The 23,011-nt window shown below is 62.2% G+C and carries 19 protein-coding genes and 1 pseudogene; 12 read left to right on the top strand and 8 right to left on the bottom strand.

Features of this window, described 5'->3' with window-relative positions; all coding sequences use genetic code 11:
- Nucleotides 1–106: 106 nt before the first annotated feature.
- The 5 genes from HEQ17_RS12065 to HEQ17_RS12045 form a co-directional block, all read right to left on the bottom strand.
- Nucleotides 107–748, bottom strand: a complete 642-nt coding sequence (locus HEQ17_RS12065) for a thiol:disulfide interchange protein DsbA/DsbL (protein ID WP_296292969.1) — start codon at nt 746–748, stop codon at nt 107–109.
- 29 nt (nt 749–777) lie between these two features.
- Nucleotides 778–1,404, bottom strand: a complete 627-nt coding sequence (locus HEQ17_RS12060) for an SPOR domain-containing protein (RefSeq protein ID WP_296292968.1) — start codon at nt 1,402–1,404, stop codon at nt 778–780.
- A gap of 11 nt (nt 1,405–1,415) precedes the next feature.
- The gene (gene argS, locus HEQ17_RS12055) at nt 1,416–3,125 is read right to left on the bottom strand and encodes an arginine--tRNA ligase (protein WP_296292967.1); all 1,710 of its coding nucleotides are present in this window, start codon (nt 3,123–3,125) and stop codon (nt 1,416–1,418) included.
- Nucleotides 3,126–3,203: 78 nt separating this feature from the next.
- Nucleotides 3,204–4,121, bottom strand: coding sequence for a LysR family transcriptional regulator (locus tag HEQ17_RS12050; protein ID WP_296292966.1), 918 nt, complete (start codon nt 4,119–4,121; stop codon nt 3,204–3,206).
- A gap of 132 nt (nt 4,122–4,253) precedes the next feature.
- Complete coding sequence (locus HEQ17_RS12045; RefSeq protein ID WP_296292965.1) at nt 4,254–5,186, bottom strand: hydroxymethylglutaryl-CoA lyase; 933 nt, start codon at nt 5,184–5,186, stop codon at nt 4,254–4,256.
- Nucleotides 5,187–5,369: 183 nt separating this feature from the next.
- On the opposite strand from HEQ17_RS12045, the gene HEQ17_RS12040 reads away from it, so the two are divergent.
- The 5 genes from HEQ17_RS12040 to HEQ17_RS12020 all read left to right on the top strand — a co-directional run bounded on the left by HEQ17_RS12040 (nt 5,370) and on the right by HEQ17_RS12020 (nt 10,666).
- On the top strand, nt 5,370–7,628 hold the full coding sequence (locus HEQ17_RS12040) for a malate synthase G (RefSeq protein WP_296292964.1): 2,259 nt from the start codon (nt 5,370–5,372) through the stop codon (nt 7,626–7,628).
- Nucleotides 7,629–7,875: 247 nt separating this feature from the next.
- Nucleotides 7,876–8,109, top strand: coding sequence for a hypothetical protein (locus HEQ17_RS12035; protein ID WP_296292963.1), 234 nt, complete (start codon nt 7,876–7,878; stop codon nt 8,107–8,109).
- Nucleotides 8,106–8,360: a cysteine-rich CWC family protein gene (locus HEQ17_RS12030; RefSeq protein ID WP_296292962.1), complete on the top strand. Its 255-nt coding sequence runs from the start codon at nt 8,106–8,108 to the stop codon at nt 8,358–8,360. Before HEQ17_RS12035 ends, HEQ17_RS12030 begins: the two co-directional genes overlap by 4 nt.
- The gene (locus HEQ17_RS12025; protein WP_296292961.1) at nt 8,357–9,892 is read left to right on the top strand and encodes an MFS transporter; all 1,536 of its coding nucleotides are present in this window, start codon (nt 8,357–8,359) and stop codon (nt 9,890–9,892) included. Before HEQ17_RS12030 ends, HEQ17_RS12025 begins: the two co-directional genes overlap by 4 nt.
- A 3-nt stretch (nt 9,893–9,895) precedes the next feature.
- A complete protein-coding gene (locus HEQ17_RS12020) occupies nt 9,896–10,666 on the top strand; it encodes a class II glutamine amidotransferase (RefSeq protein WP_296292960.1) in 771 nt (256 codons plus the stop codon).
- A 21-nt stretch (nt 10,667–10,687) separates the two neighbouring features.
- Here the strand turns inward: HEQ17_RS12020 and gshB are convergent, their stop codons facing one another.
- Together gshB and HEQ17_RS12010 are read right to left on the bottom strand one after the other, a co-directional pair.
- The gene (gshB, locus tag HEQ17_RS12015) at nt 10,688–11,629 is read right to left on the bottom strand and encodes a glutathione synthase (RefSeq protein ID WP_296292959.1); all 942 of its coding nucleotides are present in this window, start codon (nt 11,627–11,629) and stop codon (nt 10,688–10,690) included.
- Nucleotides 11,630–11,677: 48 nt separating this feature from the next.
- Nucleotides 11,678–13,174 (bottom strand): AMP nucleosidase, encoded by a 1,497-nt coding sequence (locus HEQ17_RS12010; protein ID WP_296292958.1) that lies wholly within the window; start codon nt 13,172–13,174, stop codon nt 11,678–11,680.
- Nucleotides 13,175–13,371: 197 nt separating this feature from the next.
- Here HEQ17_RS12010 and HEQ17_RS12005 point away from each other — a divergent pair.
- Both HEQ17_RS12005 and HEQ17_RS12000 read left to right on the top strand, forming a co-directional pair.
- Nucleotides 13,372–13,559: pseudogene (locus tag HEQ17_RS12005) on the top strand (3-keto-5-aminohexanoate cleavage protein); the annotation flags it as partial.
- Nucleotides 13,474–13,710: a 3-keto-5-aminohexanoate cleavage protein gene (locus tag HEQ17_RS12000; RefSeq protein ID WP_366938064.1), complete on the top strand. Its 237-nt coding sequence runs from the start codon at nt 13,474–13,476 to the stop codon at nt 13,708–13,710. The pseudogene HEQ17_RS12005 and the gene HEQ17_RS12000, both read left to right, overlap by 86 nt.
- A gap of 86 nt (nt 13,711–13,796) precedes the next feature.
- Here HEQ17_RS12000 and icmF read toward each other — a convergent pair whose 3' ends face one another.
- Entirely contained in the window at nt 13,797–17,087 is a 3,291-nt protein-coding gene (gene icmF, locus HEQ17_RS11995) for a fused isobutyryl-CoA mutase/GTPase IcmF (RefSeq protein ID WP_296292957.1), read from the bottom strand.
- A gap of 182 nt (nt 17,088–17,269) precedes the next feature.
- Here icmF and HEQ17_RS11990 point away from each other — a divergent pair, with 182 nt between their 5' ends.
- The 5 genes from HEQ17_RS11990 (at nt 17,270) to HEQ17_RS11970 (ending at nt 22,955) form a co-directional block, all read left to right on the top strand.
- Complete coding sequence (locus tag HEQ17_RS11990; protein WP_296292956.1) at nt 17,270–17,695, top strand: rhodanese-like domain-containing protein; 426 nt, start codon at nt 17,270–17,272, stop codon at nt 17,693–17,695.
- Between the two features lie 186 nt (nt 17,696–17,881).
- Nucleotides 17,882–19,456, top strand: a complete 1,575-nt coding sequence (locus tag HEQ17_RS11985; protein WP_296292955.1) for an ABC transporter substrate-binding protein — start codon at nt 17,882–17,884, stop codon at nt 19,454–19,456.
- Between the two features lie 33 nt (nt 19,457–19,489).
- Nucleotides 19,490–20,443, top strand: a complete 954-nt coding sequence (locus HEQ17_RS11980; RefSeq protein WP_296292954.1) for an ABC transporter permease — start codon at nt 19,490–19,492, stop codon at nt 20,441–20,443.
- 5 nt (nt 20,444–20,448) lie between these two features.
- Nucleotides 20,449–21,327 carry an ABC transporter permease gene (locus HEQ17_RS11975; protein ID WP_296292953.1) on the top strand — a complete coding sequence of 293 codons (879 nt, stop codon included), beginning with the start codon at nt 20,449–20,451 and terminating at the stop codon, nt 21,325–21,327.
- A complete protein-coding gene (locus HEQ17_RS11970; RefSeq protein ID WP_296292952.1) occupies nt 21,327–22,955 on the top strand; it encodes an ABC transporter ATP-binding protein in 1,629 nt (542 codons plus the stop codon). Before HEQ17_RS11975 ends, HEQ17_RS11970 begins: the two co-directional genes overlap by 1 nt.
- The last annotated feature ends 56 nt before the right edge of the window (nt 22,956–23,011 follow it).

The following is a 23,011-nucleotide window of genomic DNA, read 5'->3' as shown; positions in this document are numbered from 1 at the left end:
TGGCACAAGCCCGGCAAACGACCGCCTGAAAAAAATAAAACCCGCCAGCAGATGTGCTGGCGGGTGATCTGCCTGTGGGCCGACCCAAGAGACCTGCGGCCCCGGCTTAGCGACCTTGACGGGTTTGGGCAATCAGTGCATCGGCCACTTTCAGGGCACGGTCCATATTGCCCGCCAGGGTGCCGTCGATGTAGTAGCGACCGGCCACACCCAATGAGGGCACGCCCTCAATCTTGAAATCGTTTTGCAACTGAACAGCCCTTTTGGCTTTGGCGGCGACGCCAAATGATTTGTAGGTCTCGGCAAACTTGGCCTTGTCAATGCCTTGTTTTTCTGCCCAAGCCAGCACGGTGGCGTCGCTGTTGAGCATGAGTTTTTCGCCATGAATGGCGGTGAACACGCGGATGTGCATTTTTTCGAGCAAATTCATCGCTTCGAGCGTGTAGTAAAGGCGCTGCTGGGGCACAAAATCGTCCCGAAAGGCCACCGGAACGCGGCGCACCACCACATCCTTGGGGGCATTTTTAGCCCATTGCTCAAAAGCGGGCTCAAACGCGTTGCAGTGGGGGCAGCTGTACCAAAAGAACTCCAGCACTTCGATCTTGCCGGTACCAGCTTCGGTCGGCACCGGGCGCTCCAGGGTGATGTAGTCTTTGCCGGAGCGCATGGCCTGCTGGGCCCAGACGGAGGCGTTGCCAAGCCAGGCGGCCATGGACAACATGGCGGTAGAAAAGAGTCGACGTTTCATGAAAGCTCCCTTGGAAAAGTGGATGGGGGTCAGCGTTGAACGCGAACCAAGATGTTTTCGATGCCATTGGCTTCGAGCTGAAGACGAATGCGTTCTGCGCTGTTTTTGTCACGGAACGGCCCCATCCGGACACGGTAAACCAGGCGGCCGGATTGGTCGCGTTCGGAGATTTTGGCGTCCAGGCCCAGCATCGCCAACTTGGCTTTTTGGGCGTCGGCATCGGCGTTGGTGCGGTAAGCGCCCGCTTGAATAATGTAGTCAAAGGGGTCTGCTGGGTCGGGCGGCGCAGCACTTGTGCTCAGGCCCGATTTGGTTTTGGCCAAATCGCCCAGTGGGTCAGCGGTCACTGTGGGTCGGGGCACGGGTTTGGACGCGTCGGCCGCAGCGGCGGGGGCTTCTGTGGCTGGCTGGCTGGCGTTGGGTGCAACAGGTGGCTCGGCCGGAGCCTTGGGCTGCAACACGCTGTTGGGGTTCCAGTCCTTGTTCTTTTCGGTTTCTTGCACATCCTGTGCATTGGTCCGGGGCTGATTTTTATTGGAGAAAGGCGTGGGCACCTTGGTCACATAAATCGCCACGCCCAAGGCCACGCCCAGGCCCAATACCAAGCCAAGGATGAAGCCTAAAAAAGTACCGCCGTGTTGGGTTTTCAATTGCATGACCAGTCCATTTACATTGTTTGTGGTGCCGAGACGCCCAACACCTTCAGGCCATTGCGCAACACCTGCGCTGTGGCCGCGACCAGCGCCAGACGCGCTTTCTTGATGCCTTCATCGTCCACCAGAATGCGCTCGGCATCGTAGTAACTGTGGTAAAGCGAAGCCAGCTCGCGCAGGTAGAAGGTCACATCGTGCGGAGCAAAGTCGCTGGCAGCCGAAGTCAGCATCTCTGGGTACTTGGCCAGGGCCAGCATCAACGCATGTGCTTGCGGGCTTTGCAGCGGCGACAGATCGGTGTGGGCCAGTGTGGCAGTGTCGCCGCCGTCCTTGTCCTCCCAGGCCGCCAGCACCGAGCAAATGCGTGCGTGCGCGTATTGCACGTAAAACACCGGGTTGTCGTTGTTCTGCGCCAGCGCCAGGTCGATGTCGAAGATGTACTCGGTGTCGGGCTTGCGCGAGAGCAGGAAGAAACGCACCGCGTCTTTGCTGGTCCACTCGATCAGGTCGCGCAACGTCACATAGCTGCCCGCACGCTTGGAGATCTTGACCTCTTCGCCGCCGCGCATCACACGCACCATGGTGTGCAGCACGTAGTCGGGGTAGCCCTCGGGAATGCCGACATTGGCCGCCTGCAGGCCCGCGCGCACACGGGCAATCGTGCCGTGGTGGTCGGTGCCCTGGATGTTCACCACACGGCCAAAGCCGCGCTCCCATTTGGCGATGTGGTAGGCCACATCGGGCACAAAGTAGGTGAATGAGCCGTCGCGCTTGCGCATGACGCGGTCTTTGTCGTCCCCGTAGTCGGTCGACTTGAGCCACAGGGCGCCGTCTTGTTCGTAGGTCTTGCCTGCTTCGTTGAGCTTTTGCACGGTGGCATCGACCTTGCCGCTGGTGTACAGGCTCGACTCCAGGTAGTAGTTGTCAAAGCGAACGTCAAAGGCTTTGAGGTCTAAGTCTTGCTCGCGACGCAAATAGGCCACGGCGAACTCACGCATGCCGTCCAGGTCATTCACATCACCGCTGGCCGTGCAGCTGCGGTCGTCAGACTGAACGGTTTTGCCTGCCAGAAAGTCGCCCGCGATGTCCTGGATGTAGTCGCCGTTGTAAAAGGCTTTGCTTTCGGGGTTCTCGGGGTCGGTGGGCCAGCTGTGATCGCCGGGCTTGACCCCCATGGCACGCATGTGCGTGCTCTTGGCCAGCGTGCCAATCTGTACACCCGCGTCGTTGTAATAAAACTCGCGGTACACCTGTTGGCCTTGCGTGGCGAGCAGGTTGCAAATCGCGTCGCCCAAGGCGGCTTGTCGGCCGTGGCCCACATGCAGCGGCCCGGTGGGGTTGGCCGAGACGAATTCGACCAGCACCTTGTCTGGTTTTGCAGGTTGATCGCCAAAGCACTCGGCCGCTTGCAACACTTCGTGCACCACGGCTTGCTTGGCCGCGTCTTTGAGGCGGATGTTGATGAAGCCGGGCCCGGCGATCTCGATGGCGTCCACCCAGCGCTCGAAAGCGGGGGTGGCCAACAAGGCGCTGCGCAGGGTTTCAGACAGCTGCCGGGGGTTTTGCTTGAGGGCTTTGGCCAGCTGCATCGCGGCGGTGCAGGCCAGGTCGCCATGGGAGGCCACTTTGGGCGATTCAAAGGCCGCGCGCGCACCCGCGCCGGTTTGGAGTTTTTCAAGCTCGGCGGCCAAGGCCGTGAGCAAATGTTGTTTGGCAGAAAGCATAGGCCGCGATTTTACGGGGTGCACCTCAAAGCAAGCGGTATTGCAACGCACGGCCGTGCGCATTTGGGGTCAATGAGCTCAGGACTGCCAGTAATCCGCTTGGGCATAGTGGTGCTTGACGAAATCGATCCAGAGCCGCACGCGCAGCGGCAAGTGCTTGCGCTGCGGAAACACGACATAGATGCCGTTGGGCGGCGCGGCAAAGTCTTCCAGTACAGCCACCAACTGGCCCGAGCGGATTTCGCTTTCCACTTCCCAGGTGCTGCGCCAGGCAATGCCGTAACCGGCCAGGCACCAGTCGTGCAGCACTTGTCCGTCCGAGCAGTCGAGCGGCCCACCCGGCCGCAGGTGCACCACCTCGTGCCCGCCATCCGTGGGGTTGCGAAAGGCCCAGCCCCGGGTTTGCGAAGCGTCGCTCGACAGGGTCAGGCAGTCATGTTGCAGCAAGTCCGAGGGTTGTGCGGGTGTGCCGCGCCGTGCCAAATAGCTTGGGGTCGCCACGCACAGGCGGCGGTTGTCGGCCATGCGCACGCTCACCAGCGAGGAGTCGGGCAGGTCGCCCACGCGTACGGCGCAGTCAAAACCCTCGGCAGCCAGGTCCACCACACGGTCGCTCAGGTTCAGGGAAATCGACACTTCGGGGTGCAGTTCGCGAAAGCGCGGCACCAAAGGGGCGACATGCCTGCGCCCGAACCCGGCCGGGGCGGTGATGCGCAAATGCCCACTGGCTTTGACGCCGCCCGCCGACACGCTGGCTTCGGCATTGGCCACATCCGAGAGCAAGCGCTGGCAATCCTCCAAGAATGCGCTGCCTTCGTGTGTGAGGGTGATGCGCCGCGTGGTGCGCACCAGCAGCTTCACACCCAGGTTTTCTTCCAGCGCATCGAGCCTGCGGCCGATGATGGCCGGGGCCACGCCTTCAGCCCGAGCCGCACCGGTCAGGCTGCCCTTGGTGGCAACCGAGACAAAGGTTTCGAAGGCTTTGAGCTTGTCCATGCGGGCTGATTATGCGGGTTCAGGTTTGGAATTTTTCAGAATTTTGTTGGATTGCTGCTGTCTTTGTAGGAGCCCACCCCGTGGGCGATGGGGTGCCTATGCCCATCAAACCATCGCCCACGGGGTGGGCTCCTACAAAACCGAGGGCCAGCCTTTGGGTAAACCTGCCTCTGGGGTCATGCCGTACAACGGCTCACCAGGCAGCCCGGCTTTGAGTGGCGCGCGGGCGGCCATGAGCCGGCTCAGATCGACCCCGGTGAACACGCCCATGGCCTCAAACATGAACACCAGATCTTCGGTCACCACATTGCCCGAAGCCCCCGGCGCGTAAGGGCAACCGCCCAGACCGCCGAGCGAGCTGTCGAAGGTTCGCACGCCCGCCTCGTAAGCGGCCAGGGCATTGGCCAGGCCCAGGCCCCGGGTGTTGTGCAGGTGGGCGGCGCCTGTGAGCGGACCGATTTCCTGGAACAGGCGTTTGAACAGTCGGCGCACCTGCGCCGGGTTGGCCATGCCGGTGGTGTCCGACAGGCCGATTTCGTCCACGCCAGCCTCTGCGAGCAAACGGGCCAGTCGCAGCACATCGTCTTCGGGCACGGGGCCTTGCAAAGTGCAGCCAAAGGCGGTGGACATGCCCACCTCGACCGGCACGCCGGGCGCGAACTCGTCGCGCAGGCGCAAGACGGCCCGCACTTCGTCGACCATGGCTTCAGGCGTTTTGCGCACATTGGCCAGGGAATGCGCGGGGCTGACCGAAACGGGCACGGTGAGCTTTTGCGCCCCGGCCTGCAGGGCGGCCTGCGCGCCGCGCAAGTTGGGCACCAGCGCCATGATGCGCACGCCCGTGTGGCGCAGCGCGTGCTGCACCACCTGCGCGGCGTCGGCCATTTGCGGCAGAAGTTGGGCGGGCACAAAAGAGGCCACTTCGATTTCGCGCAGACCGGCTGCGGCCAGCGCGTCGATCCAGCGCAGCTTGTCGGTCGTAGCCATGGTGGCCTTGACCGATTGCAGGCCATCGCGCGGGCCGACCTCGCTGATCAGGACCTCCGGGACTTGAATGCTGGTCATGACACGATTAAACAACACCTGATTTGTGCAAAAAAGTCATGGGTTTATGGCTTTAGAGCGTGTTTATCTGCATCCAAACTTAGAATAAAGTCCTTTCAAGCGCAACAGACGCATGGGTCTCCCCCTGAGGTTCCCATTCAATCCAAGATACCCCCCGTTTTTCAACATGCTTTCGAGGCTCCCATGACTGCACGCACCGCGATTCACAACCTGCAAGTGGCCAACCCACTGCTGAGTTTCATCAACGACCAGATGCTGCCCGCCACCGGCGTGAACCCAGCCAAGTTTTGGCAAGGCTTCAACGACATCGTGGCCGACCTGGCCCCGAAAAACATCGCCTTGCTGGCCGAGCGCGACCGCATCCAGACCGCCATGGACCAGTGGCACACCGCCAACCCCGGGCCGGTGGCCGCAGGCAAGGCCATGAAGGCCTACCGCCAATACCTGAGCCAAATCGGCTACTTGGTGCCTGAGCCCAAAAACGCCCAAGCCACCACCGCCAATGTGGACGCCGAGCTTGCCAAGCTGGCGGGCCCTCAGTTGGTCGTGCCGATCCTGAACGCCCGCTACGCCCTGAACGCGGCCAACGCCCGTTGGGGCAGCTTGTATGACGCGCTGTATGGCACTGACGCGATCAGCGAAGCCGATGGTTGCGAAAAAGGCACGGGCTACAACCCCCAGCGCGGTGCCAAAGTCATCGACTACTGCCGCAACGTGCTCGACCGCTGCGCGCCCCTCAAAAAGGGCTCTCACGTGGGCAGCAAGGGCTACGCCGTCAAGGCGGGCAAGCTGGTGGTGACCCTGGCCAATGGCAAGAGCACTTCGCTGCATCATGCCAAGCAATTCGTGGGCTACACCGGTGACGCCAAAGCCCCGGCATCGGTCCTGTTCGTGCACAACGGCCTGCACCTCGACCTGCAAATCAACAAGACCACCGCCATCGGCAAGACCGATCCCGCTGGCGTGTCCGACCTGATCGCTGAAAGCGCGCTGTCCACCATCCTCGACCTGGAAGACTCGGTGGCGGCGGTGGACGCTGACGACAAAGTGCTGGCCTACAAGAACTGGCTGGGCATCTTGCAAGGCAGCCTGAGCGAAGAAGTGCAAAAGGGCGGCAAGACCTTCACCCGCACCATGAACCCGGACCGCGAGTACACCAAAGCGAACGCGAAAACCGGCAGTCAAGCTGCCGGGGGCAAAGGCACCGTCAAGTTGCACGGCCGCTCGCTCATGTTCGTGCGCAACGTCGGCCACTTGATGACCAACCCCGCCATCCTCTACAAAGCCGCCGACGGCAGCATGAAAGAGATCCCTGAAGGCATTTTGGACGCGATGATCACCGTGACCTGCGCTTTGGTGGACCTGCAGAAAAAGTCTTCGCACCCCCTGCGCAACAGCCGCACCGGCAGCGTTTACATTGTCAAGCCCAAAATGCACGGCCCGGCCGAAGTCGCGTTCGCCGATGAGCTGTTTGGCCGCGTCGAAAAAGTCATCGGCATGAAGCCTTCCACCGTCAAGCTGGGCATCATGGACGAAGAGCGCCGCACCAGCGCGAACCTCAAGGCCTGTATTGCCGCTGCCAAGAGTCGCGTGGCCTTCATCAACACCGGCTTTTTGGACCGCACCGGCGACGAAATGCACACCTGCATGCTGGCCGGCCCCGTCATGCGCAAGGGCGACATCAAGAACAGCACCTGGTTGGGTGCTTACGAAAAAAACAACGTCAATGTGGGCCTGGCCTGCGGCCTGCGCGGTCGCGCCCAGATCGGCAAAGGCATGTGGGCCATGCCCGATCTGATGGCCGACATGCTCAAGGCCAAAATTGGCCACCCCATGGCCGGTGCCAACACCGCTTGGGTGCCCAGCCCGACTGCCGCCACGCTGCACGCCATGCACTACCACCAAGTGGACGTGCCTGCGCTGCAAAAACAAATGGAAAAGGCCGTGGCAAAGCTTGACCCGAAACAATTGCGCGAAGACACCCTCAACGCTTTGTTGCAGTTCCCCGTGGTGGCCAAAGACGCCGCCAACTGGTCGGCCCAAGACAAGCAAAAGGAACTCGACAACAACGCCCAAGGCATTTTGGGTTATGTGGTGCGCTGGGTGGACCAAGGCGTGGGCTGCTCCAAGGTGCCCGACATCAACGGTGTGGGCCTGATGGAAGACCGCGCCACCTTGCGCATCAGCAGCCAGCACATGGCCAACTGGATGCAGCACGGCGTGGTGACTGAAAAGCAAGTCAAGGCCACGATGGAGCGCATGGCCGCTGTGGTGGACGCGCAAAACGCGGGCGACGCGGCTTACCAGCCCATGGCCGGTAACTTCGCCAAGTCGGCGGCCTATAAAGCGGCTTGCGATCTGGTCTTCAAGGGCAAGGCGCAACCCAGCGGCTACACCGAGCCATTGCTGCACGCCTGGCGTTTGAAGGTCAAAGCGGCCTGAACACGCTGGCGTCGGACGCGGTCTGACACTTCAAGAAACGGCTCCTTCGGGAGCCGTTTTGTTTGAAGGGGTTGTGGCCACTCCCCGGCACATGCCGCTTTGTAAGATCCCACCCCATGGGCGAAGGCTTGAGGGCGTGTGCCACGCCCATCGCCCACAGGGTGGGCTCCTAGGATGGTGCAGGCTGTGCAGACCCTAAGGGACGCCATCGCGTATGCCTGAAAATAGGCGTTTTGAGGAGAGCGCCATGCGCTGGATAGACCGGATTCCGATGTTGTGGTTGGTGGGCATCGCCCTGTACTTGGCGGGGGCCCCCTTTGTGCCCGAGCCGCACTTGACCGAAAAATGGCGCATGCTTTTGGATGGCACTTTGAGCAAACCCATCGACATCTTTGACTTCTTCTTGCACACCACGCCCTTGGTGGTGTTGGCCATTCGCCTGTGGCGTGACGCGCAGCGACGCCGTCAAGCCAAGGAATGATCCCCTCCACCATGACGCAGCCTGCCCTAGACCCTTGCCGCTGCCCCTTGTGTGGCCAGCCCAATGCCTGCGCCATGGCGACGCCGGGCCAGGCGGTATCCGGCCCTTGCTGGTGCACGCGGGTGCCCTTCAGCGCCGATTTGCTGAAACAGGTGCCCGAGGCGGCGCGCAACAAGGCCTGCATTTGCGCGAGCTGTGCGGCCAAGTCCCAAGACACATCGCAAGACGCTTTGCAGGCGGGTCGCGCATGACCCAGGCCCAAGGCCCGCACAGCCTGCAGGCGCTGCAAGCGCGTTATGGCGAGCGGCACCGCTGGTTGCTGCTGCTGTCGGTGATGCTGGGCTCCATGGCGGCGGTCATGTCGTCCACCATCCTGAATGTGGCCATCCCCGACATGAGCACGCATTTCACTTTGGGCCAAAGCCGCGTGCAGTGGGTCACCTCGGGCTTCATGGTCGCCATGACGGTGTCCATGCTCACCACGCCCTGGCTGCTGTCGCGCTATGGTTACCGCAGGGTGTACGAGGTGTGCATGTGGCTGCTGTTGGGGGGCGGTGTGGTGGGGGGCTTGGCCAACGATTTTCCGCTGGTCATGGCCGCACGCGTGGCCGAGGGTTTGGCCGCAGGCGTGGTGCAGCCCATTCCCGCCATCATCATCTTGCGCGCTTTTGCGTCCGAAGAGCAGGGCCGCGCCAGTGGCTTGTTTGGCATGGGCGTGGTGCTGGCTCCGGCCATTGGCCCCAGCATTGGCGGCGTGCTGGTCGATGTGTTTGGCTGGCGCTCGATTTTTTTCATGGTGGTGCCGCTGGCCATGGTGGCGCTGTGGTTGTCGCGCCGCTACGTGCCCACCTCGGCCCCGGGCGGTGTGCAGGCCGATGCCGATAGCCCGGGGCTGGATTGGATCGGGCTGGCGCTGGCCAGTGTTTCCACCTTGATGCTGCTCAACGGCTTGGTGCAGCTTCGCGGTGACGATAACACGGTGGCCGTGGCCCTGCTGGTTCTGGCAGGCTTGGGCATGGCGGTGTTTGTGGCTTGGCAGCGGCATTTGCTGCGGCCTGGCCGACGTGTGCGATCAGCAACTTCAGGCCGAAAAGCCAAGTCCTTGCGCCAAGTCCCCCGGGTGCGGCGTGGCCCGCTCATGAACCTGCAGGTCTTTGGCCACCGCCATTTCGCCATGGGGGCGCTGGTGTCGTTCACCTACGGCATCGCCTTGTTTGGCTCCACGTATTTGTTGCCGGTTTACATGCAGATGGGACTGGACCTGTCGCCGTCCTACATCGGTGCCGCCTTGTTGCCAGCAGGCATCTTGTTGGCCGTGACCATTGCAACGGTGGGGCGTTTGTCGCACCGCATGCCGCCCGCCCATTGGGTGAGTTGGGGCTTGGGCTTGCTGGCGCTGTCGTTTGCGCTCATGCCCCTGGTCCACCCGGCGGCGGGTTTGGCCTTGCTCTGGATTTTGGTCATCCTCGGGCGCATTGGTTTGGGCTTCATCTTGCCTTCGCTCAACCTGGGGGCTTTGCGGGGTTTGCCCAAGGACCTGATCCCGCAGGCGTCGAGTGTGATTGGCTTCGTGCGCATGCTGGGCGGCGCAGCAGGTGTGAGCATTTGCGCCATCGTGCTGGAGTGGCGGCTGGCGGTGTACGCCCTCACGGCCAGCCATCCGGGCCGTGCCGATTTGCGCGCCTTCAACGAGACCTTTGTGTTTCTGGCCACCATGACTGCCCTGGCTTTGCTGGCGTCCTGGAAAATGGCCGAGCCTGTCGCCTCACCCGCCAAGGACTGAACCATGTGCCAACTGCTCGGCATGAACGCCAACACCCCGACCGATGTGACCTTCAGCTTCAGCGGTTTTGCCCAGCGCGGCGGTCACACCGACCACCACGGAGACGGCTGGGGCATTGCCTTTTTTGAAGGGCAGGGCGTGCGCCACTTTGTGGACCACCAAAGCGCCAGCAGCTCGCCGGTGGCCGAGCTGATCCGGCGTTACCCGATCAAAAGCCAAAACGTGATTGCGCACATCCGCAAGGCCACGCAGGGTGAAGTGAGCCTGGAAAACTGCCACCCCTTTGTGCGCGAACTGTGGGGGCGCTACTGGGTGTTTGCGCACAACGGCAACCTGGTGGACTTTGCGCCGCGCTTGCACGGCAGCTTCAAACCCGTGGGCCAGACCGACAGCGAACTGGCGTTTTGCTGGCTCATGCAAGAGCTGGCCAAGTCACACGCCAGCGTGCCCAGCGTGCACGAGCTCAGCTGCACCCTGCGCGAGCTGGTGCCGCAGATCGCCAGACAGGGCACGTTCAACTTTTTGCTGTCCAACGGCCAGGCGCTGTGGGCGCACGCCAGCACCCACTTGCACTATGTCTTGCGTCAACACCCCTTCAGCCGTGCCACGCTCAGCGACGAAGACCTGAGCATGAACTTTGCCGAGCACACCCACGAGACCGACCGGGTGGCTGTGGTGGTCACGCAGCCGCTGACCACCGATGAAAGCTGGGTGGCCTTTGAGCCGGAGCGGGTTTACACCTTTGAGGGCGGTGGTTTGAAGCCGCAGCGGTGATTCAACCTGCAGGTTGAGGCTTTAAAGCGCCGCTTCCACCGCATCCATGAAGAGCGCCGCCACGTCGCAGCCCATCTGGTCGGTGATTTCCTGAAAGCAGGTCGGGCTGGTCACGTTGATCTCGGTGAGGCTCTCACCGATGATGTCCAGGCCCACCAGCATCAGGCCGCGTGCCATCAAGATGGGGCCCAGTGCTTCAGCGATTTCGCGGTCACGCGCTGAAATCGGTTGGGCCACGCCCTTGCCGCCCGCTGCCAGGTTGCCGCGCACCTCACCGCCTTGCGGAATGCGTGCCAGGCAAAAGGGCACGGGCTTGCCGCCGATCAACAGCACCCGCTTGTCGCCTTGCGCGATGCCGGGCAAAAACTTTTGCACCATCACGGTTTGTGCACCACCTCGGTTGAGGGTTTCGATGATCACGCCCAAATTCAGGCCGTCAGCACCCACCTTGAAGATGCCCGTGCCGCCCATGCCGTCCAGAGGCTTCAAGATGATGGTGCCATGCGCGGCATGAAAGGCCCGGATGTCGGCTTCGCTGCGGGTGACCAGGGTCGGCGCGATGAACTGCGGAAATTCCAGAATCGCCAGCTTTTCGGGGTGGTTGCGCAAAGCGGCCGGGCTGTTGAAGACCTTGGCGCCTTCGCGTTCGGCCTGGCCCAACAGGTGGGTGGCGTAAAAGTATTCGCTGTCAAAAGGCGGGTCGGTGCGCATGATGACCGCGTCAAAGTCCTTCAAGTTGGCACGGCGCGTGGCGGTTTGGGTGAACCAGGCGTCGGCTTGTCCTGTGAGGGTGATGTCGCGCACCTGGGCCGAGACGGCCTCGCCTTGCTGCCAACGCACATCGGTCATCTGGCAGGCCACCACCTGGTGGCCGCGTTTTTGCGCTTCGCGCATCATCGAAAACGTGGTGTCCTTGTAAATCTTGAAGGACGCGAGGGGGTCGGCAATGAAGAGGATGTGCATGGTTGGACTGTGTCACAAAAAAGGGGAATAACGTGACGCCGGAGCGTCTTATTGGAACGCCACTTCGGCAAAGCTGCGCAGCTTGCGGCTGTGCAGCTGTTCAGGGCCCGCGTCGCGCAACAAGGTGACAGCGCGGATGCCGATTTGCAGGTGCTGGTTGACGCGTTCGCGGTAAAAGTGGTTGGCCATGCCAGGCAGCTTGATCTCGCCGTGCAGGGGTTTGTCGCTCACGCACAGCAGCGTGCCATAGGGCACCCGAAAGCGAAAACCATTGGCGGCAATCGTGGCGCTTTCCATGTCGAGCGCCACGGCACGGCTTTGGCTGAAGCGCCGCTGCGGCTTGTTGTCCGGCAGCAGCTCCCAATTTCGGTTGTCGGTGCTGGCCACCGTGCCCGTGCGCATAAAGCGTTTGAGCTCGGCACCCTCGCAGCCGGTCACTTCGGTCACGGCTTTTTCCAGGGCCACCTGAATCTCGGCCAGCGCCGGAATCGGCACCCACAGCGGCAGCTCTTCGTCCAGCACATGGTCTTCGCGCACATAGGCGTGGGCCAACACGTAGTCGCCCAGCTGCTGCGTGGTGCGCAGACCCGCGCAGTGGCCCAGCATCAGCCAGGCGTGCGGGCGCAGCACGGCAATGTGGTCGGTGATGGTCTTGGCGTTGGCGGGCCCCACGCCGATGTTGACCATGGTGATGCCGCTGTGACCCTTGCGCACCAGGTGGTAGCCCGGCATTTGCGGCAGGCGCGGCGGTGTTTGGCCCAGGGCGTCCACCTCTTCGGCAGGCAAGCCCAAGCGGCGCGTGACCATGTTGCCGGGCTCGACAAAGGCGATGTATTCGCTGCCCGGGTTTTGCATTTCGGCGCGACCCAAGGCAATGAACTCGTCGATGTAAAACTGGTAATTGGTGAACAGCACGTAGTTCTGAAACCAGCGCGGTGAGGTGCCGGTGTAGTGGCGCAGGCGCTGCAGTGAATAGTCGATGCGCGGCGCAGTGAACAGCGACAGCGGCTTGGCCTCGGAGGCGGCAGGTTCGTGCGTGCCGTTGGCAATCCCGTCGTCCATGGCGGCCAAGTCGGGCAGGTCAAACACTTCGCGCATCAGGGCCTGGCGCTCTCGGCTCAGGCTGCCTTCCATGTGCTCGTCGTCGGCGAAAGAAAAGTGGATCGGAATCGGCTGGTTGCTGGTGCCCACCTGCAGGCTGACACCGTGGTTTTGCAGCAGCAGCCTCAACTGCTGGCAGATGTAAAAAGCAAACAGGTCCGGCCGGGTCAGGGTGGTTTCAAAGCGGCCCGGCTCGGCCACGAAGCCATAACTCAAGCGGCTGTCCAGCCCAGCGCTTTTGCGGCTGGCGCTGGTGACCTGCACCCGCACAAAAGGGTAAAACGCCCGAACCCGCGTGCCTGCCATGTCCGCCCCGGCGACAAACTCGCGCATGGCCTGGCGCAGGTGGTTCACGCTGTGCTGGTAGATGTGCTGGATTTGCGCCAAGGCGCTGTCGGCATCGTGGTGTTCGGAGGGGGCGATGAACGGCGGCAGGTGCTGCATAGGATTCCTGGACGGTGTGTCGGGCAGTGTTGCACACCCCATGCAGGGTGCGTCTTGGCCATTTTGCTGCAATCGCGTGGCCAGGGTATGACCTGGCTGTGCGCTTGTTGTCTTAGTGACCTCGCCGTGCTTGCGGGTCGGGCAAGCTGCGCGGCATGTCCCTGCTCTATCGGGGAAGCCCTTTCAGGAGCCTATTCATGCGCCAAGCCCGCAAAGTCATCATCACCTGCGCCCCCACCGGAGCCATCCACCCCCCAGCATGTCGCCGCATTTGCCGGTGACTGCCGACGAGATCGCCGATGCGGCCATTGCCGCCGCCGAGGCGGGCGCGGTCATCTTGCACCTGCATGCCCGCGACCCGGTGGATGGCCGTCCGACGCAAGATGTGGATCGGCCCTGGAAAATTGGCCGAGTCCAGTGCTCAGCAGGTCCAGCGCCTCCGCACCGTGCGGGAAGCCCTGAATCTGGAAATGGCCACCCCCGATGAGGCGCGCAGCATGCTGGCGCTCAAGGGCGGGGATCGGGTGAACTTTTGAGGTTCAGTGGGCTTGCTGTCGAACCCTAAAGGCCCGACCTACGAGGGTATCAGTAGGTCGGTGCCTTCAGGTACGGCAGGGATGGATCACATATTGCGTCGGTACTGCCCACCCACCTCAAACAGCGCGTTGGTGATCTGGCCGAGCGAGCAGACCCGCACCGCGTCCATCAGCACCTCGAACACATTGCCGTTGTCGATCACTGCTTGTTGCAAACGCTTGAGCATGGAGGGTGATTCGGCGGCGTGCAGGGCGTGGAAGTCGTTCAGGCGCTTAAGTTGGCTCTGCTTTTCTTCCTCGGTCGAGCGGGCCAGCTCCAGCGTTTCCATGACTTCGTCTCCCTTGGGGTTGCGGAAGGTGTTGACGCCGATGATGGGCAGCTCGCCGGTGTGCTTGAGCATTTCGTAGTGCATGGACTCGTCTTGGATCTTGCCGCGCTGGTAGCCGGTTTCCATCGCGCCCAACACCCCGCCGCGTTCGGCGATTTTCTCGAACTCGGCCAGTACGGCTTCTTCCAGCAACTCGGTCAGCTCTTCGATGATGAAGGCGCCCTGGCTCGGGTTCTCGTTTTTGGCCAGGCCCCATTCGCGGTTGATGATCATCTGGATCGCCATGGCGCGGCGCACCGAGTCTGCGGTGGGCGTGGTGATGGCTTCGTCAAACGCGTTGGTGTGCAGGCTGTTGCAGTTGTCGTAAATCGCAATCAGCGCTTGCAGCGTGGTGCGGATGTCGTTGAACTGGATTTCTTGCGCGTGCAGCGAGCGGCCCGATGTTTGGATGTGGTACTTGAGTTTTTGGCTGCGTTCGTTCGCGCCGTATTTCTCTTTCATGGCCACGGCCCAGATGCGGCGTGCCACACGGCCCATGACGGTGTACTCGGGGTCCATGCCGTTGCTGAAGAAGAACGACAAGTTGGGCGCGAAGTCGTCGATGTGCATGCCACGCGCCAAATACGCTTCCACGAAGGTGAAGCCGTTACTCAGCGTGAAGGCCAGCTGGCTGATCGGGTTGGCGCCCGCTTCGGCAATGTGGTAACCCGAGATGGACACCGAGTAGAAATTGCGCACGTCGTGGTGCACAAAATACTGCGCCACATCCCCCATGACTTTGAGCGAAAACTCGGTCGAGAAGATGCAGGTGTTTTGGCCCTGGTCTTCTTTCAGAATGTCGGCCTGCACCGTGCCGCGCACATTGGCCAAGACCCATGCCTTGATCTTGGCAGCCTCGGTCTCGGTGGGCTCTCGGCCGTTTTCAGCTTTGAATTTGTCGAGGTTCTGGTCGATGGCCGTGTTCATGAACATGGCCAGGATCGACGGTGCGGGGCCGTTGATGGTCATCGACACGGATGTGGTGGGGTTGCACAGGTCAAAGCCCGAATACAACACCTTCATGTCGTCCAGCGTGGCCACGTTCACACCCGAGTTACCGATCTTGCCGTAGATGTCCGGACGCAGGTCGGGGTCGTTGCCGTACAGCGTGACCGAGTCAAACGCGGTGGACAGGCGCTTGGCGGGCAGGCCCTCAGACACCAGCTTGAAGCGGCGGTTGGTGCGGAAGGGGTCGCCTTCACCGGCGAACATGCGGGTCGGGTCTTCGCCTTCGCGCTTGAAGGCAAAAGTGCCTGCTGTGTAGGGGTAGCTGCCGGGCACGTTGTCCAGCATCAACCACTTGAGCACTTCGCCATCGTCTTCGTATTGCGGCAGGGCGACTTTGCGGATGGTCGTGCCGCTCAGCGATTTGGTGGTGAGCGCGGTGCGGATTTCCTTGTCACGGATCTTCACCACGTACTCGTCGCCCGCATAGGCTTTTTGCATGTCGGGCCACTGGGCCAGCAGCTTGCGGGCTGTGGGGTCTTGGGTTTGCTCGCGGCTCACGGCCAGGTCAATCGCGGCTTCGGCGGCCTTGGCGCGACCGGATTTGCCCACTTCGAGCATGCGGGCCGCAGCGCGCAGTTGCTGAATCTCCCGGGCCAGGCGCGACTGGTCGATGGCGCGCTTTTTGTAGCCGCGCACCGTGTCGCTGATTTCGGCCAGGTAGCGGGTGCGGGAAGACGGCACCACGGGGTTTTGGTGGGTGCTGTAGCGCACCTTGACCACAGGCAAACGGCCTTCGGTGGTCTTCATGCCCAGCTCGGCCAATCGGGCCTTGAGGGCTTGGTACAGGGCTGTGACGCCGTCATCGTTGAAGCGCGCGGCCATGGTGCCAAACACCGGCATCTGCTCGGTGGGAACGGTCCAGGCTTCTTTGTTGCGCTGCACCTGCTTGGCCACGTCGCGCAGGGCGTCGTTGGCGCCTTTGCGGTCAAACTTGTTGATCGCCACAAACTCGGCAAAGTCCAGCATGTCAATCTTCTCGAGCTGGCTGGCCGCGCCGAACTCGGGCGTCATCACGTACATGGGCACGTCCACATGCGGCACGATGGCCGCGTCGCCCTGGCCAATGCCCGAGGTCTCGACCACGATCAAGTCAAAGCCTGCCACCTTGCAGGCCGCGACCACGTCGGGCAGGGCGGCAGAAATTTCGGAGCCAAAGTCACGCGTGGCCAGCGAGCGCATGAACACGCGCGGTCCTTGCGACCAAGGTGAAATCGCGTTCATGCGGATGCGGTCGCCCAGCAAAGCGCCACCGCTCTTGCGGCGAGACGGGTCGATCGAGATGACGGCCACGCGCAGCGCGTCGTTTTGGTCCAAGCGCAGGCGGCGGATCAGTTCGTCGGTCAGCGAGGACTTGCCTGCACCACCGGTGCCGGTGATGCCCAGCACGGGCACCTTTTGGCTTGCAGCCTGCTCACGCACGGCTTTGACAACGCCCGCGTCGGCCTTGTCGTTTTCCAGCGCCGTGATCAACTGGGCCAAAGCACGCCAGTTCATCTCGCCGTGGCCCTGAATCGCGGCCACATCTTTCGGTGCCAGCGGGCTCACGTCTTTGTCGCAGCGCATGACCATCTCGCCGATCATTCCGGCGAGGCCCATTTTTTGGCCGTCTTCGGGGCTGAAAATGCGCACCCCATGCTCCGCCAGCATGCGGATCTCGGACGGCACGATCACGCCGCCGCCGCCACCAAACACCTGAATGTGCTCGCCGCCACGGGCCTTGAGCAGCTCGGCCATGTAAGTGAAGTATTCGTTGTGCCCGCCCTGATAAGAGCTGATGGCGATGCCCTGCGCGTCTTCTTGCAGCGCAGCGGTCACCACCTCGTCCACCGAGCGGTTGTGGCCCAGGTGGATCACTTCGGCCCCCATGCTTTGCAGGATGCGCCGCATGATGTTGATGGCCGCGTCGTGGCCGTCAAACAAAGAGGCGGCGGTGACAAAACGCACCTTGTTCGTGGGGCGGTATTCGGCCAAGGCTTTGAATTCGGCGGACAGATCGGTCATGGGGGCGACTCCGGTAGCAAGCGGTTTTTGATTCGGGCTTTGACGTTGACGTAAACGTCAACCAAAACCCGCATCTTAGCCGCTGCAGCCTGTCCTGTCACTGACAGCCGTGCGATGCAGGGCTGGGGTGCACAAAGCTATGATTCAGACCCGATTGATGCACCCAACCAGGACCACGCGCCATGACCTCATCCGCCTCCTCCCAACCCGTCGCTGCCAACGGTTATGCCGGCGATGTCTCGCCCGAGCAGGCCTGGGACTGGGTGCAGTCGGGCGAGGCCGAATTGGTGGACGTGCGCAGCGATGCCGAGCGCGCTTGGGTAGGCTTTGTGCCCGGCGCGCACGCCTTGGCCTGGAAGCAGTGGCCCGGCATGGCCATGAACCCCGACTTTGACGCGGGCGTGCAAGCCGTGGGTGCGGGGGGCAAAAAACTGGTGCTGCTGTGCCGCAGTGGCGTGCGCTCGATTGCCGCCGCTCAACGCGCCACCGCGCTGGGCTTGCAGGCCTACAACATCCTCGAAGGCTTTGAGGGCGACCCGGACGCGCAGGCGCACCGCGGCCAAACGGGCGGTTGGCGCTATCGCGGCCTGCCCTGGCAGCAAAATTGAACCGGGTGCTTCAAAACCGGGTGATCGCGTTGACGGCTCAGGGCATGACACTTGCCCGGTGATTGGCGCACAAGACAAGTTCTGTCCACCGAATGGCTCAATGCCACCAAAAGAATGAAGCCTGTTGGTTTTTTTACAGTGCTTTGGTGTAAAACACAGTGTCCCCCTTTTTGACTGGAGTCAATCATGAAACGTCGTTCCCTGTTTGCCATGGCCACATTGGCCGCCGCCCTGTTGGCCCCGATGGGCGCTCAAGCCCAAGGTAAAACCCTCAAGGTGGTACCGCACGCCAACGTGACGATCCTGGACCCCATCTGGAGCACGGCATTTGTCACGCGCAACCATGGTTACATGATTTATGACACCTTGTTCGGCACCGATCTGGCAGGCAAGGTCAAACCGCAGATGGTGAACAAATGGAACGTCAGCAAGGACAACCTGAGCTGGACTTTCACCCTGCGTGACGGACTGGAGTTCCATGACGGCAAGCCAGTCACCAGTGAAGATGTGGTGGTCTCGATCAAGCGCTGGTCCAGCCGAGACAGCTTTGGCGGCGTGTTGGCCAAAAACGTGGACAGCTACGCCACACCCGATGCCAAGACCTTTGTCATCAAGCTCAAGCAGCCCTTTGGCGTGATGCTGGAAGCACTGGGCAAGCCCTCATCCAATGTGCTGTTCATCATGCCTGCACGCATCGCCGCCACACCGGGCACCGAGCAAATCAAGGAACACATCGGTTCTGGCCCCTACAAATTCTTGCCCGGCGAATACAAACCCGGCGAGCGTCTGGTCTACGAAAAGAACGACAAATACAAGCCCCGCACCGAAGCACCCGATGGTACCACGGGGGGCAAACAGGTCTTTGTTGACCGTGTGGAGTGGGTCATCATCCGCGACCCCCAAACCCAATTCAATGCCCTGGTGGCCGGCGAAGTCGATATCGTCGAGCAACCCACTTTTGAGCAGTACTCCTCGCTCAAGGCCCAAAAAGACATTCAATTGGTCGATGCACAGCCCGCTGGTTTGCAGTTCATCTTCCGCTTCAACCACCTGCATGCCCCATTCAACAACGTGAAGATTCGCCAGGCGGCCATGGTGGCGCTGGGTCAGGAGGCGCACCTGAAGACGCAAGTCGGTGCGCCCGGCATGTTCACGTTCTGCAAGAGCATGTACCCATGCGGTACCCCTTTTGCCAGTGACAAGACCGGTCTCTTCAACGGGACAGCCGACCCCAAAAAGGCAGCGCAGATGCTCAAAGAGGCTGGTTATGACGGCACCCCTGTGGTGTTGATGCGCCCGACCGATCTGGCCGCGATCGCCAAACTGCCACTGGTGGCCAAGCAGCAACTCGAAGCTGCCGGCTTCAAGGTCGACATGCAGCAAATGGACTGGGCCACGTTGGTGGCACGCCGCGCCAAAAAGGATGCCCCAGCGCAAGGCGGCTGGAACGCTTTCATGACGGCCTGGACAGCGGGCGACATCCTCAACCCCTTGACCATGGCCATGATGAACGTCGCTGGTGACAAGGGCTGGTTCGGTTGGCAGGATGACAAAACAATCGAGGACATGAAGGTCAAGTTTGCCCAAGCGACCACCGATGCCCAGAAAAAGCAGATGGCCGAGCAGATTCAACTGCGCGCCATGGAAACCGCTTCGCACGTGCCGCTGGGACAGTACTTCAACCCGGCCGCCTTGCGCAAGAACATCTCGGGCCTGGTGCCTGGCGGGGCGCAGGTGTACTGGAACATCAAGAAGAACTGACCCGCCGGCCATGGCACGGGCGACTGACCTTTCATGCTGAGATTCTTGCTGCAGCGCCTGCTGGCGCTGATCCCCGTGCTGTTCACGGTGGCGGTGATCGTGTTCCTGATCCTTCGGCTCACGCCGGGGGACCCGGCCGCCGTGATCGCGGGCAACAACGCCACCAACGAAGACATCGACCGCATCCGTGAACAGTTGGGCCTGACCCAGCCCTTGCTCGTGCAGTTCGGCATCTGGTTGTCGGGGGTGTTGCAGGGTGATCTGGGGTATTCCTTTTATCTGGGCAAGCCGGTCATCGAATTGATTGCCCAGCGCATCGAGCCCACGCTGTCCTTGGCGGTCGGCACCATGCTCATTTCCGTGTGTGTGGCGGTGCCTCTGGGCACCTTGGCCGCATGGCGCATGGGCGGGTGGCTCGACCGTATCCTGTCGGGCTTTGCCGTAGCGGGCTTTTCGGTGCCGGTGTTTGTCATCGGCTACGTGCTCATTTACCTGTTTGCCATCGAGCTGCAATGGTTGCCCGTGCAAGGCTACCGGCGTTTGTTCGGCTCCTCATCTCAGGGCTTGGGGGCCTGGGCCGAACAGTTGGTGTTGCCCTGGCTGAGTCTGGCCACGATATATGTGGCGCTGATCGCGCGGGTCACGCGGGCCAGCGTCTCTGAAGCCTTGACCGAGGACTACATCCGCACCGCCCGCGCCAAAGGCTTGACCGAGCAGGCGGTGCTGCTGCGCCATGCCCTGGCCAATGCGGCCGTCCCGATTGTCACCGTGATCGGCATCGGCATTGCCTTGCTGATTGGGGGTGTCGTGGTGACCGAAACCGTGTACGCCATCCCGGGCCTGGGTTCGCTCACGGTGGATGCGGTGCTCAACCGGGACTTCCCTGTCATCCAGGGCGTGGTGTTGTTTTTCAGCGCCCTTTATGTGCTGATCAACCTTCTGGTGGATTTGAGCTACCTGTGGCTCGACCCCCGCATCCGTTACTGAACCCCATGAACACCATTTTGCGCAAGCTCCTGGCGAATGCCTCCGTTCGCTTTGGCTTCGGTGTGCTGCTGCTGCTGATCATGGTGGCGATTTTGGCCCCCTGGTTGGGCACGGTGGACCCGGCGGCCATGGATTCGGGCCATATCAACACCCTGTCGGGCACGGTCGGGGTGTTTGCCCTGCTGGACGGCACGAACGTGGCCCACACCTTCTGGATGGGGTCAGACAATTTTGGTCGGGACATCTACAGCCGTGTCTTGTTTGGCACCCGGGTGTCCTTGCTGATCGGTTTGTTCACAGCCGCCCTGGCCTTGTTGGTGGGGGGCTTGCTGGGCATGCTGGCAGGCTATTTCCGGACGGTGGATGCGGTGTTGATGCGTTTCATGGATGGCCTGATGGCCATACCGTCCATCCTGCTGGCCATCGCATTGGTGGCGGCACTGGGGGCGCAACTCTGGACGGTGGTGGTGGCGATCGCCATCCCAGAGATTCCGCGCGTCACGCGCTTGGTGCGCGCGCTGGTGCTCACGCTGCGCGAAGAGCCCTTTGTCGAGGCCGCGCGTGCGCTGGCCACCCCCACCCCCGTCATCCTCCTGCGCCATATATTGCCCAATGCCATGGCCCCATTGATCGTGCAAGGCACCTTCATCGCCGCCAGTGCGGTGCTGACCGAAGCCATCTTGAGTTTCCTGGGGCTGGGCCTGCCGGCTGACACGCCCACCTGGGGCAACATCATGGCCGAAGGTCGTGTGCAGTTCACCCAATACCCGGGCAATGTGCTGTTCCCGGCCCTCTTTTTAGTGCCCACCGTGCTGGCCATCAACTTGCTGGGCGATGGCTTGCGCGATGTGCTCGACCCCAAATTTGCGAAAAGGGGCACCTGATGACCGACACTGCGCGCACCGCGGTGTTGTCGATCCGCCAATTGACTGTGGCGCTGCCCCCGGGTGCTGACCGCGCGCATGCGCTGCACCAAGTGTCGCTGGAGATTTTGCCGGGCCAGACCCTGTGTGTGGTGGGCGAGTCGGGTTCGGGCAAATCGGTCATGGCCACCACCGTGATGGGTTTGCTGGCCAAGGAGTTGCGCCCCAGCGGCGGTGAGATCGTGCTGCAAGGCGAGTCCTTGCTCGGCGCCACTGCTGCGCGTTTGCGCGCCTTGCGCGGGCGCAGCATGGGCATGGTGTTTCAGGAACCCATGACCGCGCTCAACCCCGTCATGACCTGCGGCGACCAGGTCGACGAGTTGCTCTCGACCCACACCGATTGGCCCCGCGACCAACGACGCGCTGAAATTTTGCGTATTTTTGAGCGGGTGCGTTTGCCTGATCCTGAGCGCATGCTGCGCAGCTACCCGCACCAGCTCAGCGGCGGTCAGCGCCAACGCATCGTGATCGCCATGGCCGTGGTGCTCAAGCCTGCCTTGATCATTTGCGACGAGCCGACCACGGCGCTGGACGTGACCACGCAAAAAGAAATTTTGAAGCTGATTGCCGACTTGCAACGAGAGCAGGGCAGTGCGGTGCTGTTCATCACGCACGACATGGGCGTGGTGGCCGAGATCGCCGACCAGGTGCTGGTGATGAACCAGGGCGAAGCCGTAGAGGGCGGTCTTTGCGAGCAGGTCTTGCGCCGCCCCAAGGCCGAGTACACGCGCCAATTGTTGGCGGCCGTGCCGGGCATGACACCGCCTGCGGCCAAACCTGCCTTCAGTGGCCCGGCTTTGTTGTCGGGCCAGAGCGTGGGCAAAACCTACGCCAGCCGCGACTGGATGGGCCGCAACCGCGCCACCGCTGCGCTGCAAAACGCCCATGTGGCGGTGCACGCGGGCGAGACGGTGGGCATTGTGGGCGAGTCCGGTTCGGGCAAGTCGACCTTTGCGCGTTGCCTGATTCGCCTGATCGACCCGACCGAGGGCCGCATCTTGTGGGGCGACGACGAGGTGGCGACTTTGCCCGAGAGCCGCTTGCGGCCTTTGCGCAACCGGGTGCAGGTGGTGTTTCAAGACCCCAACCGCTCGCTCAACCCGCGCCGCACGGTGGGGCAGTCCATGGTCGAAGGGGCCATGAACTTTGGCCAGTCACGCGCCGAGGCCGAAGCCTTGGCCGCCGAGCTGATGACGCAGGTGCGTTTGCCGGTCGAGGCGCTGCAACGCTACCCCAGCCAATTCAGCGGCGGTCAACGGCAACGCTTGGCCATTGCCCGTGCGTTGGCGTGTCGGCCTCAGGTGCTGGTGGCAGATGAGGCGGTGAGCGCATTGGATGTGAGCGTGCAGGCGCAGATTCTGAATTTGCTGCGCGAAATCCAGGGCCGTCTGGGCCTGGGTTTGCTCTTCATCACGCACGACCTGCGCGTGGCCGCGCAACTGTGCGACCGCGTGATCGTGATGCACCATGGCCTTGTCGTCGAAGAAGGCCCGACTGCCCAGCTCTACGCCAACCCCCAACAAGACTACACGCGCCGCCTGTTGCAGGCAGCGCCCGCCGCTTTGCCGCCCCTTGAAGCTGCACCTTGATGTCGCACCGCGACAGCGCAGCTTCAGTCGGCTTGATTTGAACCCTGAACACGGCC

Origin of the sequence: Limnohabitans sp. (assembly GCF_023910625.1) — a bacterium.
Classification (GTDB): Bacteria; Pseudomonadota; Gammaproteobacteria; order Burkholderiales; family Burkholderiaceae_C; genus Limnohabitans_A.
Note: the sequence above shows the minus strand (reverse complement) of the source record. Positions and strands in the feature narration are given on the sequence as shown.